This is a genomic window from Brachybacterium sp. SGAir0954, from assembly GCF_005490785.1.
GTDB classification, from domain to species: Bacteria; Actinomycetota; Actinomycetes; order Actinomycetales; family Dermabacteraceae; genus Brachybacterium; species Brachybacterium rhamnosum.
Window position 1 is genome coordinate 791889 of record NZ_CP027295.1, and the last position, 12854, is coordinate 804742.

The window sequence follows — 12854 nt, forward strand, 5'->3', positions numbered from 1 at the left end:
GGCGAACTGCGTCTAGAGTTACTTCCGCTCGATTGGGTATGCTTGGGATCTCAGTTGTTGACAACACCGAGAGACGGTTCATTAACGGTCGCCTCATTTGTGTTCTGTGATCGATCTTTATATTGACATCCGGGGGTGCATCTTGGAGGAAGTTCGTCTCGAGTGGACTGGATTCCGAGGGTTCAAGAAGCGCACGAAGTTTAGCCTGTCCGGTATAACAATACTTATCGGGCGAAACAATGTTGGCAAGTCTTCCACTTATGCGCCGCTCCTTCTGCTCAAGCAAACTCTTGGCGCAAAGGATCCACAGACGGCCCTGCTTGGTCGAGGTCCCCTTGTCGATCTGGGGCCGTTCTCCGACTATGTAACCGACCACAATCCCGATGGGATTATCGATTTCAAGATTTCCATGGATGCGCCGCTCCCGTACCCGAGGCGCCGGCCATCACAGCCACTCAGTATCGAGAATTGCTTTGCGGCAGACGATTCCGGAAATCCATATCTGCGGCGCCAGCGACTTTTTGCCCCAAACGGAGACGTCTTGGTCTCCAGGAGCAGAAAGGGTGCCGCATCTCCTTTTAATGTGACGTCCACATTGCTGCCTAGTCAAGCCGCCGCCGGGCGACCTTATAGGGAGATTACGGCGGTTCGAAAGTCGTTGCGCGAAGAGCAGCCAGAGAACTTCTTATTCTCTGGCCACGGCGGACTGATGCTTCCGCGGAGTGTCCGGGAAAATGAAGCTCGCTGGGCGGCGGTTCGCGAATGGTATAACGCGGCGTACCGGCTGTATGAAACTCAAACAGACGCTAACTTCGCCCTTAGTGTTTTCTTACACGGAATCTCCTACCTTGGGCCACTCCGGTCACTTCCTTTGCGTACATATAGAATGAGTGCGGAGCCACCCTCGGAAGTAGGGGTAGCGGGAGAGAGTGCGCCGGAGCTTCTTTTTAGGGAGCGCGGCCTTGAAAGTAAGGACGAGGTTGATAGCTGGCTTAACCGCCTGGGATACGGTCGGCTAGAGTTCGAGGCGATCGGCAGCGAATACTTTCAGGCGAAGTTGCATACGCCGTCCGGACTGAAAGTAAACTTGGCCGACACGGGCGTCGGACTGTCTCAGGTCATTCCGTTGCTTACGCAGGGCGTCGTCGCTCCGGCGGGAGCAACTATCATTTCCCAGCAGCCAGAAATTCATCTTAACCCCGCACAGCAGTCAATTCTTGCGGATTTTCTGATCAATAGATCCAAGTCGGGTGTACGAACTGTCGTTGAAACCCATAGCGAACACTTGTTGATGAGAGTCCGTAGGCGTATTGCCGAAGGTGAGCTTTCGGCGGAGGATGTCAACGTCTACTTCGTGGAGTCCAAGGATGGGCAGACTAGCCTTCGAAAAATTGTCGTAGGGGAATATGGCGAAGTCGATCGAAATGAGTGGCCAAATGGCTTCTTCGAGGATCAACTCCAGGAGGCGTTCTCTCTCGCCGCCGCCCAGGCGATTAAGGGGGGTATGCAATGAGAATCGCGGAGCGCTGCAAGCGTGACATTGTCATTGATACTAATGTGTTGAGTCATGCTGACAATCCAGCCTCTCCTCTTCAAGCTAACGCTAGCGAACTGTTGGGCTGGATGCGGGATTCGGCGGTGAAGTGGGTGCTTGATGATAATGGGAAGAGTCAACCCGACCCGCATACCAGTCTTCTATTTGCGGAGTATCGCGAAACGCTCCCGCCAGGGGGCGTCGGCCTCCAGTTGCTGATCTTCTGCCTTGCTAATGGGAGGGTGGTATTTGCGAACCGTCCCGACGATGCGCTCCGAAAGGAAATTCGGAAGCTGATTCCCAAGAACCGCAAGGATCAAGTTGTCTTAGGGGCGGCGGCTGGATCAAGGGACAGGCTACTCGCATCGAATGATTATGCAGACTTTACGAGTGTGGTCCGTAAGGTGCTGCACAAGAAGCATTCGATAGACGTTGTTGCGGTCGATGAACTGGACTGTGCGTAGTCCCACCCTTGTCTTTGAGTTAAAAGGTTCGCTTTGAACCGCGCGGAGGTTGACTACTTGGTGGCGGGGTCTGTTCCGCCGCGGCCGGCCTCGCCGCGGTCCAGGCCGTCGATCGCGGCGATCTCCTCGGCGGTGAGCCGGAGCTCCGCCGCGGCGAGGTTCTCCACGATGCGCTCCGGGGTGACGGACTTGGGTAGCGCGACGATGCCGTGCGCGAGGTGCCAGGCGAGCACGACCTGCGCGGGGGTGGCGCCATGGGCGGCGGCCGCCTCCGTGATCACCGGGTTCTCGAGCAGGTCGGACTTGCCCTGGCCCAGCGGGCCCCAGGACTCGGTGACGATGCCGTGGCGGGCGTGCGCCTCGCGCAGCTCGGCCTGCGGGAAGTAGGGGTGCAGCTCGATCTGGTGCACGGCGGGGACCTCGCCGGTCGCCTCGATGATCTCCTCGAGCTGGGGGAGCGGGAAGTTCGAGACGCCGATCGAGCGGACCAGGCCGCGCTCGCGCAGCTCGATGAGCGTCCGCCACGCCTCGAGGTACTTGCCCTGCGAGGGGGCTGCCCAGTGGATGAGGTAGAGGTCGACCTGCTCGATGCCGAGGCGCTCGAGGGAGGCCTCGGCGGCGGCGATCGCGTCGTCGTGGGCGTGGGCGTCGTCCCAGAGCTTGGTGGTGACGAAGACGTCGTCGCGGTCCAGACCGGAGTCGCGCAGGGCCTGGCCCACGCCGTCCTCGTTGCCGTAGATCCTCGCGGTGTCGACGTGGCGGTAGCCGGCGCGCAGGGCCTGGCCGGTGACGTCGGCGGTGACCTCGGCGTCCACCTTGAAGACGCCGTAGCCGAGCTGGGGGATGGAGCGGCCGTCGTTGAGCGGGACGGAGGGCACGGTGGGCATCGGAGCGCCTTTCCTCAGGAACAGGGGGATCGTCGCCGAGCGTACGCGCGGGGTGCCGGGCGGGATCAACCCTTCGGACGATAGCAGGAGCTGACGCGGCGTCATAACGTGGGGGTCATGAGAACGAACCGCCCCGCCCCCGGGGCGACCGCGCAGGCCGCCCCCGATCCCACCGCCCGAGCGGTGCCCGCGCCCGCCGCACCCGTCGACCCCGCGCGCCCGGCTCCGCCCGTCGGCCCCGACCCCGCCGTCGCGCCCGACCCCGCCGCGGACCCCCGCCGCTGGAAGGCGCTCGGCGTGCTCGCCGCAGGCCTCGCGCTCATCGTCATCGACGGCTCGATCGTCGCCGTCGCCCTCCCGGACATCGTCCGCGACCTGGGCCTGGACCTCACCGACGCCCAATGGGTGTCCACGAGCTACGCCGCGGTGCTCTCCGCGCTGCTGCTCGTCGTCGGCCGGCTCGGCGACCGGATCGGACGGCGCCGGCTCTTCCTCGTCGGCACCGCCATGTTCGTCATCGGCTCCGTGCTCGCCGCGCTCGCGGGCGGCGCCGGATCGCTCATCGGTGCGCGCCTCGTGCAGGGCGTGGGCGGCGCGCTCATCCTCCCCTCGACCCTCTCCACCGTGAACGCGACCTTCCGCGGGAAGGAGCGCGCGGCCGCCTTCGGCGTCTGGGGCGCGGTCATGGCCGGCGCCGCGGCCCTCGGCCCGCTCCTCGGCGGCTGGCTCACGAGCTCCTTCTCCTGGCCGTGGATCTTCGCGGTCAACGTGCCGATCGGCGCCCTCGTCATCGCCGGCACCCTCGCCTGGGTCCCCGAGACCCGGCAGGAAGCGGCCGACGGCCGCGCGGGGACCACGGGTGCGGCAGGCGCGGTAGGCGCGGCCGGCGCGGCGGGTGCGGCAGGCGCCGCCGCACCGGCACGGCTCCGGGCGCAGCGGCTCGACCTGCCGGGCGCTCTGCTCAGCGCGGCCGGCCTCGCCGCCCTCGTCATCGGCATCATCGAGGGGACGACGATGGGCTGGTGGACCGCGCAGGCCCCGCTCGCGATCGGGCCGCTGAGCCTCACCGGCCCCGCCGGCCTCTCCCTCACCCCCGGGCTGATCCTCGCCGGCCTCGCGCTGCTCGGCGCCTTCGCGCTCGTCGAGGCCCGCCGCGCCGCCGCCGGCAACGGGGTGCTGCTCGACCTCACCCTCTTCCGCCTGCCCGGCTTCGCCTGGGGCAACGTGACCGCCGCAGCCGTCGCCGTGGGGGAGTTCGGCCTGCTGTTCGTGCTGCCCCTCTACCTCGTGGACGTCGAGGGCCTCGGCCTGCTCGCCTCCGGCCTGGTGCTCGCGGCCATGGCGCTCGGTGCTTTCGCCTCCGGCACCGCCGCCCGGCACCTCGCCGCGCGGATCGGCGCCCCCGCGACCGTGATCGTGGGGCTCGCGGCGGAGCTGCTCGGCGTGAGCGTCCTCGCGGGGGTGCTCCGGCCGGGCGTCCCGATCGCCCTGCTGGTCGTCGTGCTCGTGGTCTACGGCCTGGGCCTGGGCCTCGCCTCCGCGCAGCTCACCTCGACCGTTCTCGCCCCGGTGCCGGTCGCGCAGTCCGGGCAGGGCTCGGCCACGCAGTCGACCGTGCGGCAGCTGGGCACGGCGCTCGGCACCGCGATCTCCGGCGCGCTGCTGGGCGCGGGCCTCGCCTCCGGGGCGAGCGGCCTGACGGGCGAGGCGGCCCGCTACGGACAGGCGCTCACCGACACCGCCGGCTCCGTGCTCCCCGCCCTGGACGGCACCGCGAGCAGCGCCGCGATCGCCCAGCTCGACCTCGTCTTCACCGACGGCTCGCGCCTCGCCCTCGCCGGTGCCGCGCTCTTCCTGCTGCTGGGCCTGCTCGGCGCGGTCCAGGTCGCCCGCGCCGCCCGCCGCCCCGCCTGAGCCGTCGCCGCTTCCCGCCCACCGCCCCGTCCGCCGCTCCGCCCCCCGGCTCCTCGCGGGTACGGGACCTCTTCGTACGGGTCCCGGCTCTGAGGGGCCGACCCGTACGAAGAGGTCCCGTGGCCCGCGGGGCGGGGCGGGGCCGACGGGGCAGGGCCGACGGGGCCGACGAGGCCGACGGGGGCGAAGCGGGTCGCGGGGGGGGGTGGGGGGCGGCGGGCGCGCCCAGGGCGGTCCCGTGCGTCGGCCCTACGATGGGGGCATGACCTCGAGCAGGCCGGGACACCCCGGGTGACGCCGGCACGCCGCGCGCGCCTGTCGCCGCTCGAGCGCCCGGTCCCCGCGGAGCAGCCGGGGTACGACCACGATCGCGGGCACTCCCCGGTCGGCGGCCGTTTCGAGCTGTACGCGCTGCTGGACACCCTCTTCATCGTCGCGGGCCTCGTGGTCTCCGTGTGGCTCGCCGTGCTCTACCTGCTCGAGGGCATCTCGCTCACGCCGGCGCGGCTGCTGTACCTCGTGGGCTTCTGGGTGCTGCTCACGTACATCACCCTCCCGCGCCTGCACCAGGTGCTCACCTGGATGTACCTGCCGGACTACTTCTTCGGCCGCACGCGCACCACCGAGGGGGTGCTCTCCGATCCCGTGAATGTCGCGCTCGACGGCCCGGAGGAGGACCTCCACGTCGCCATGCGGCGCGCGGGATGGGTGCTCGCGGAGGAGCGGACCGTCGGCTCCGCCTGGGACATGATCCGCTCGACGGTGCTGCGCCGCTCCTACCCGGCCGCGCCCGTCTCCGACCTCTACCTCATGGGCCGCCGCCATGACTTCACGTACCAGCAGGAGGTGGGCGGCACCACCACGAAGCGCCACCACGTGCGGTTCTGGAGGATGCCACCGGACTTCGTGCTGCCCGGCGGCTACCGCAGCGACTGGCTCGCCGCCGGCACCTACGACCGCGCCGTCGGCTTCTCCTTCTTCACCCTCCAGATCACGCACCGCATCGACGAGAACATCGACGTCGAGCGCGACTACCTCATCGACACCCTGCGCTTCGCGGACCGCGACATCGAGGTCGAGGTCATCGAGGGGTTCTCCACCGCGTACCACTCGCGCAACGGGCAGGGTGACCGCTTCCGCACCGACGGCGACCTCCCGATCATCGACGTGGGCGGCGCGGCCGCCCGCTCCGACGGCGCGACCGCGATGATGCTGCCGCGGCACCGCCCCACCGGCACGACCGTCATGAAGGCCCGCGCCTACGCGGCGACGCAGAGCGCGCTCGCCGCCGCCCGCGCGAGGACCGGCGTGGGCCCCAAGGGCGCCGCCGCCGTGCGCCCCGGGGAGCTCGCCTCCCAGTGGCACGGCACGGTCGACGACATCCACGAGGCCGTCGCGGGCGCCGTGGACCACCACCTCCCGCCGCCGACGGTGCTGTTCACCGCAGGTCTCGTGCTGCTGCAGGCCGTCCTCCTCGCCGTGCAGGGCGTGTCGATGCTCGCCGGCGCCGACCTCTCCCAGCGGTTCCCGGACGCGGAGGTCATGTTCCCCGAGCGCTCGACGCTGCTGCCCGTCGGGATCCTCGCCGCGGTCCAGCTCGTGCTGATGGTGGGGATCCTGCGCCGCAGCCGCTGGTCGCGCATCGTGCTCATGGGACTGTTCGCGGCGACCGCGATCACCCGGCTCGCCGTCTCCACGACGACGGCCGGGGACGTCACCCACACGGCGCTCGCCGCGGCCGGCGCCTCGGTGCTGGGACTGCTCGCGATCTCCTCCGACGCCTCCCGCCTCTGGGTGCGCACCCAGCGCCTGCCCACGCGCGTGACCGGGGACACCGTGGGGTAAAGTTCCCCCACCCTCTCCCCGAGCGGACGGAGCTTCCCCCATGAGCGCATCCCCGCGCCCGGCGCCCCCCACCGAGGGCGCGAGCGACCAGCCGGAGCTGAAGAAGGCGATCACGCCCAAGCTCCTGCTGCTGTTCATCGTCGGTGACATCCTCGGCACCGGCGTCTACTCCCTGACCGGAAAGGTCGCCGGCGAGGTCGGCGGCGCCGGCTGGCTGCCCATCATCATCGCCTTCGCCGTCGCGATGGTCTCCGCCCTCTCCTACGTGGAGATGGTGACCAAGTACCCGCAGGCCGCCGGTGCCGCGCTGTACGTGCACAAGGCCTTCGGCATCCACTTCCTCACCTTCATGGTGACCTTCGCCGTCCTCTCCTCCGGCATCACGTCGGCCTCCAACAGCGCGATCTTCCTCGCGGAGAACGTGCTGAAGGCCTTCGGCCTCGAGGAGAGCCTCGGTGACGCGGCCGCGCCGCTCACCACCGGCATCGCCCTGGCGTTCCTCGTGATCGTCGCGCTCGTGAACCTGCGCGGCGTCGCCGAGTCCGTGAAGGCGAACGTGGTGCTCACCGCCATCGAGATGACGGGCCTCGCGCTCGTCATCGTCGTCGGCTTCTTCACCGTCGCCCGCGGCCAGGCCGACTTCTCCCGCGTCATCCTCTTCGAGACGCAGGACGAGAAGGGCATGTTCATGGCGGTCATCGGCGCCACCGCCCTCGCCTTCTTCTCCATGGTGGGCTTCGAGGACTCGGTCAACATGGCCGAGGAGACCGTGGACCCCGTGAAGAACTTCCCCCGGGCCCTCATCACGGGCCTGTCGATCACCGGCGTGATCTACGTGCTCATCTCGATCCTCGCGGTCGCGGTGGTGCCGATCGGCCGCCTCACCGAGTCGACGACCCCGCTGCTCGAGGTCGTGAAGGTGGGCGCCCCCGGCATCCCGATCGACACGATCTTCGCGTTCATCTCGATCTTCGCGGTCGCGAACACGGTGCTCATCAACATGATGATGGCCTCCCGCCTGCTCTACGGCATGTCCAAGCAGGGCGTGCTGCCGGGCTTCCTGCGCGGGGTCCTCGCGAGCCGCCGCACCCCGTGGGCCGGCATCGTCTTCTCGACGGTGCTCGCCTTCGCCCTCGTGCTCTCGGTGCGCTACGTGCTCGCGGAGGACACGATCGCCGCCCTCGGCGGGACCACCGCGCTGCTGCTGCTGGCCGTGTTCGGCCTCGTGAACGTCTCGGTGCTCGTGCTGCGCAAGGACAAGGTCGAGAACCGTCACTTCCGCACCCCCACGGTGCTGCCGTGGATCGGCGCGGCGACCTCCTTCGCCCTGGTCACGCCGCTCGCGCAGCCCGCGCAGAACTACGTCATCGCGGGCGGCCTGCTGGCCGTGGGTCTCGTGCTCTACATCGCCACCTGGATCTACAACAGTGCGATCAAGGCGCGGCGCACCCGCTTCCACCACCCCGACGACATCGGTCGCGACTGACACCCGTCCCGTCCCTCCTCCATCACCGGGAGCTGCCATGTCCTCCACCCCCACCTCGTCGACCCCGACGATCCTGCTCGCCTACGTCCCCAGCGCCACGAGCGAGGCGGCGCTCGACTTCGCCGTCGAGGAGGCGGAGCGTCGCGGCGCCCGCCTGCTCGTGCTGGCCTCCGAGGCCGGCGCGGATCCCCGCAAGGGCCGCGCAGTGACCGATCCCCGTCCGCTCCCGGAGCGGCTCGCGGAGACCGGTCTCGAGGTCGAGATCCAGACCGTCGCGCGTCGTGACGACCCGGCGGACGACATCCTCGATGCGATCGAGGCGACCCGCCCGGACCTCGTGGTGCTCGGCATCCGCCGCCGCACCCCGATCGGGAAGATCCTGCTGGGCTCGACCTCGCAGCGCGTGGTCATGGAGTCCACGTCGCCGGTGGTGCTCGTGAAGCCCGAGGGCTTCGTCGCGCCCCGCCGCCCCTGAGCGGGCCGCGTCACCGCAGCCTCGAGGCCCCGTCGGCACGTGCCGGCGGGGCCTCGCCGTGCCCGGAAGGGGCAGTCGGGGGCGAGTGTTCACCTCGCTGTCGCCTTCCCGTGCTCTGCCCCTCACTTTGCTGACGGAGAGTCACGACGGCCCGCCGCCCCGTGCCGGCGGGAACCCTCCCCGACAGCGAAGGAACCCCCGTGGCCCTCATCGACCTCCCCCTGCTCATGAAGGATCACGTGCGGGGCAAGCGCTCCGCCGTGACCTGCGCCCTGAAGTGCGGCAACGCCTGCACCAAGGAGACCTGCAACTCCTCGCACAACGACTACTTCCGCGATGTGGTCTCCGGCGTCCTGAGCCGCCGCCTGCTCCTGGGCGGCACCGCCGCCGGCGCCCTCGCGATCGGCGTCGCCGGCACGACCGGGGGCCTCGGCGGCATGGCCCCCGCGGCCGCCGCGCCGAAGGGCAGCAAGCTCGACTTCGAGGCGATCGCGCCCGTAGACTACACGCAGGACAGCTTCGTCGTGCCCGAGGGCTTCTCCTGGCACCCGGTCATCTCCTGGGGCGCGAAGCTGTGGTCCGACGCCCCCGACTTCGACTGGAACGCGCAGTCGGGCGAGGCGCAGGCCCGCCAGTTCGGCTACAACAACGACTACACCGAGATCCAGGAGATCCCGGGCAGCAACGGCAAGCGCGCCCTCATGTTCGTGAACCACGAGTACACGAACGAGAACATCATGTTCCCGGACTCCACCGACGCGAAGACCCTCGCCGAGGTCACGATGGCCGCGCACGGCCTCACCGTCGTCGAGCTTAAGCGCGACTCCCGCACCGCGCCCTACGCCCCGGTCGTGGACAGCGAGTACAACCGCCGCTTCCTCTCCGACACCGAGTACGACTTCACCGGTCCCGCCGTCGGCTCCGACCTGCTGAAGACCTCCCAGTTCCCCAAGGGCCGCCACACCGAGGGCACCTTCGGCAACTGCTCGGGCGGCCTCACCCCCTGGGGCACACTGCTCTCCGGCGAGGAGAACTTCAACGGCTACTTCCGCACCGCCGGCACCTCCGCCGAGGACAAGCGCTACGGCCTCGGCGAGAACGACCTCGCCCGCGGCTGGCAGGAGATCGACCCTCGCTTCGACGCGACCACCGAGGGTCTCGAGAACTCCGTGAACCACTTCGGCTGGATCGTCGAGGTCGACCCGTGGGACCCGAGCTCCACCCCGCGCAAGCACACGTCGCTGGGCCGCTTCAAGCACGAGGGCGCGAACGTCATCGTCGCGGAGAACGGCAAGGTCGTCGCCTACTCCGGTGACGACGAGCGCTTCGACTACCTCTACAAGTTCGTCTCGGAGGGCTACTACGAGGAGGGGAACAAGAAGCACAACATGACCCTCCTGGAGAGCGGCGACCTCTACGTCGCGAAGTTCTCCGGCAACTCCCCGGCCTCCGAGATCGACGGCACCGGCGACCTCCCCTCCGACGGCGCCTTCGACGGCTCCGGCGAGTGGCTGCCGCTCGTCGTCGCCGGCGACTCCAAGGTCGAGGGCATGAGCGTCGAGGAGGTGCTCGTCCACACCCGCCTCGCCGCGGACAAGGTCGGCCCTACCAAGATGGACCGCTGCGAGGACGTCGAGCCCTCGCTCAGCTCGCGCCGCGTCTACGTGGCCTGCACGAACAACTCCAACCGCGGCACGGACGGCAAGGCCGGCCCGGACGAGGCGAACCCCCGCACCGAGAACCGCGACGGCCACGTCGTCGAGATCGACGAGAAGGGCGACCAGACCTCGACGACCTTCGCGTGGAACCTGCTGCTCGTCTGCGGCGACCCGGAGACCGACCAGGGCACCTACTTCGGCGGCTACCCGGCGGAGAAGGTCTCCCCGATCTCCTGCCCGGACAACCTCGCCTTCGACTCCGTCGGCAACCTGTGGATCTCCACCGACGGCGCCCCCGACGGCATCGGCTACAACGACGGACTGTTCCGCGTGACCCTCGAGGGTGACGAGCGCGGCCGCGTCGAGCAGTTCGCCTCCATGCCCGCCCAGGCGGAGACCTGCGGCCCGATCGTGCGCGACAAGGACCGCACCGCCTTCGTCTCCGTGCAGCACCCGGGCGAGGACGGCACCTTCGACGAGCCCACCTCGATGTTCCCCGAGTACGACGGCGGCACCGGCCCCAAGCCCACCGTGGTCCAGATCCTCCCGACCACCTCCACGAGCCCCTTCACGGACGTCAAGCCAGGCCAGGAGCACTACGAGGCGATCGTGTGGGCGTGGGACAACCAGATCGCCAAGGGCTTCCCGGACGGCACCTTCCGCCCGACGACCCCTGTGAACCGCGACGCGATGGCCGCCTTCCTGCACCGCCTCGCGGGCGCCCCGAAGGTCACGCCGCCGCGCTCGGAGCCCTTCACGGACGTGAAGAAGGGCCAGGAGCACTACGACGCGATCATCTGGGCCTTCCAGAACGGCATCGCCGAGGGCTGGGGCGACGGGACCTTCCGTCCCACGCAGTCGATCACCCGTGACGCGATGGCCGCCTTCGTCTACCGCTACGCCGGCTCGCCCGACGTCGCCGCGCCCTCGAAGGCGCCGTTCACCGACGTGAAGCCGAGCCGGAAGTTCGCCAAGGAGATCGCCTGGCTCAAGGACCAGGGCATCTCCACCGGCTGGTCCGACGGCACCTTCCGCCCGTCGAACCCGATGAACCGCGACGCGACCGCGGCGTTCCTCTACCGGATGCGCCAGGAGAAGCAGATCGCCTTCAAGGCGGGCTGACCCGGCCGCCGCCGAGCAGCGGGGCCCCGTGACGCGAGCCTGCGTCACGGGGCCCCGTGCGTTCAGCGGGCGCCGCCGCCCGGGGGCGTCCCGTCGGCCGCGGGGCCGGGGCCTGCCGCCGGCTCGGGGGCGAAGACGTCGGGCACGCCGTCGGCGTCCGCGTCGACCGCCTCCCGCTCCGCGATCCGCCGGTAGCGGCGATTGCGGGGCAGCAGCACCGCCGCACCGACGACGGCCGCGAGCACCGAGGCGGTGAGCACACCGACCTTCGCCGCCGCGTGCAGGGGATCGGAGGGGTCGAAGCTCAGCTCCGTCACCAGCAGCGACACGGTGAAGCCGATCCCGGCGACGCCCGCCATCCCCACGAGATCCACCCAGCGGATGTCCGGGTCCAGGTGCGCGCCGCGCAGGCGCGTCACGAGGAAGGTGGAGCCGACGATCCCGAGGATCTTCCCGGCGACGAGGCCCACGACGATGCCGATCGCGACGGGGCTCGACCATGCGTCGAGCAGGCCGCTCACCCCGCCCACGGCGACGCCCGCGCTGAAGAACGCGAAGACCGGCACGGCGATGCCCGTGGAGAGCGGGCGGAAGCGGTGCTCGAAGGTCTGCGCGAGGGAGTAGCGCGCCCCGTACCGGGAGCGGGAGCGCACCGGGATCATGAAGGCGAGCACCACGCCCGCGATGGTCGCGTGCACACCCGAGTTCAGGAACAGCGCCCAGGTGATCGCCCCGAGCGGCAGCAGCACGAGCCAGGCCGCGCCGTAGTGCTTCTTGAACAGCCACTCCGCCCGGTGCGCGACGAGCGCGTACAGGGCGATCGGGATGAGGGCGAGAGCGAGGTAGCCCAGGCGCAGATCCGCCGTGTAGAAGACGGCGATGATGATGATCGCGATGAGGTCGTCGACGATCGCGAGGGTGAGCAGGAAGGTGCGCAGCGCGGTGGGCAGGTGCGAGCCGAGCAGGGCGAGCACCGCGAGCGCGAAGGCGATGTCCGTCGCGGCGGGGATCGCCCAGCCCTGCAGTGCGCCGGGAGGCCCGGCGGCGGTGATCGCGACGAAGAGCAGCGCCGGCACGGCGACGCCGCCCGCGGCGGCGACCATCGGCACGAGCGCCTTGCCGGGGGAGCGGAGGTCGCCGGTCAGGAACTCCATCTTCAGCTCGAGGCCCGCGAGGAAGAAGAAGATCGCGAGCAGGCCGTCGGCCGCCCAGTGGCCGAGGGTGAGGCGCAGGTGGAAGTCCCCGATGTCGACGCCGACGTGCTGGTCGCGCAGGGCTTCGTAGGCGCCGGAGGCGGGGGAGTTGGCGAGGATCAGGGCGAGCACGGTCGCCGCGAGCAGCACGAGGCCGCCCGTCGTCTCGCGGGTGAGGATCTGCTCGATGCGCAGGTACTCGCGGTAGGTGCCGCGCTCGAGGATGCGCTCCGAGCGGCGGGCGGGGGTGGTCGAGGGGGAGGGGTGGTCGTTCAT

Annotated in this window: 9 protein-coding genes; 7 read left to right on the plus strand and 2 right to left on the minus strand. The window is 69.6% G+C overall.

Features of this window, described 5'->3' with window-relative positions; all coding sequences use genetic code 11:
* Positions 1–106: 106 nt before the first annotated feature.
* Positions 107–1513, plus strand: a complete 1407-nt coding sequence (locus C1N80_RS03560) for a DUF3696 domain-containing protein (protein ID WP_137769517.1) — start codon at positions 107–109, stop codon at positions 1511–1513.
* The gene (locus tag C1N80_RS03565) at positions 1510–1998 is read left to right on the plus strand and encodes a hypothetical protein (protein WP_137769518.1); all 489 of its coding nucleotides are present in this window, start codon (positions 1510–1512) and stop codon (positions 1996–1998) included. Before C1N80_RS03560 ends, C1N80_RS03565 begins: the two co-directional genes overlap by 4 nt.
* A gap of 53 nt (positions 1999–2051) precedes the next feature.
* On the opposite strand, the gene C1N80_RS03570 is transcribed toward C1N80_RS03565, so the two are convergent.
* Positions 2052–2885: an aldo/keto reductase gene (locus tag C1N80_RS03570; RefSeq protein ID WP_137769519.1), complete on the minus strand. Its 834-nt coding sequence runs from the start codon at positions 2883–2885 to the stop codon at positions 2052–2054.
* Positions 2886–3002: 117 nt separating this feature from the next.
* Here C1N80_RS03570 and C1N80_RS03575 point away from each other — a divergent pair, with 117 nt between their 5' ends.
* The 5 genes from C1N80_RS03575 (at position 3003) to C1N80_RS03595 (ending at position 11385) form a co-directional block, all read left to right on the plus strand.
* Entirely contained in the window at positions 3003–4799 is a 1797-nt protein-coding gene (locus C1N80_RS03575; RefSeq protein WP_137769520.1) for an MFS transporter, read from the plus strand.
* A 291-nt stretch (positions 4800–5090) separates the two neighbouring features.
* Positions 5091–6644, plus strand: coding sequence for an LssY C-terminal domain-containing protein (locus tag C1N80_RS03580; protein ID WP_137769521.1), 1554 nt, complete (start codon positions 5091–5093; stop codon positions 6642–6644).
* 40 nt (positions 6645–6684) lie between these two features.
* Positions 6685–8130, plus strand: a complete 1446-nt coding sequence (locus C1N80_RS03585) for an APC family permease (protein WP_137769522.1) — start codon at positions 6685–6687, stop codon at positions 8128–8130.
* 37 nt (positions 8131–8167) lie between these two features.
* Positions 8168–8605, plus strand: coding sequence for a universal stress protein (locus tag C1N80_RS03590; protein ID WP_137769523.1), 438 nt, complete (start codon positions 8168–8170; stop codon positions 8603–8605).
* Between the two features lie 200 nt (positions 8606–8805).
* Positions 8806–11385, plus strand: coding sequence for an alkaline phosphatase PhoX (locus tag C1N80_RS03595; RefSeq protein ID WP_137769524.1), 2580 nt, complete (start codon positions 8806–8808; stop codon positions 11383–11385).
* A 62-nt stretch (positions 11386–11447) separates the two neighbouring features.
* On the opposite strand, the gene nhaA is transcribed toward C1N80_RS03595, so the two are convergent.
* Positions 11448–12854, minus strand: coding sequence for a Na+/H+ antiporter NhaA (nhaA, locus tag C1N80_RS03600; RefSeq protein WP_137769525.1), 1407 nt, complete (start codon positions 12852–12854; stop codon positions 11448–11450).

Bases quoted from the DNA above. Each gene is read 5' to 3' on its own strand.
- C1N80_RS03565 (WP_137769518.1), top strand. From the start codon at position 1,510: ATGAGAATCGCGGAGCGCTGCAAGCGTGACATTGTCATTGATACTAAT.
- C1N80_RS03570 (WP_137769519.1), bottom strand. From the start codon at position 2,885: ATGCCCACCGTGCCCTCCGTCCCGCTCAACGACGGCCGCTCCATCCCC.
- C1N80_RS03575 (WP_137769520.1), top strand. From the start codon at position 3,003: ATGAGAACGAACCGCCCCGCCCCCGGGGCGACCGCGCAGGCCGCCCCC.
- C1N80_RS03585 (WP_137769522.1), top strand. From the start codon at position 6,685: ATGAGCGCATCCCCGCGCCCGGCGCCCCCCACCGAGGGCGCGAGCGAC.
- C1N80_RS03590 (WP_137769523.1), top strand. From the start codon at position 8,168: ATGTCCTCCACCCCCACCTCGTCGACCCCGACGATCCTGCTCGCCTAC.
- nhaA (WP_137769525.1), bottom strand. From the start codon at position 12,854: ATGAACGACCACCCCTCCCCCTCGACCACCCCCGCCCGCCGCTCGGAG.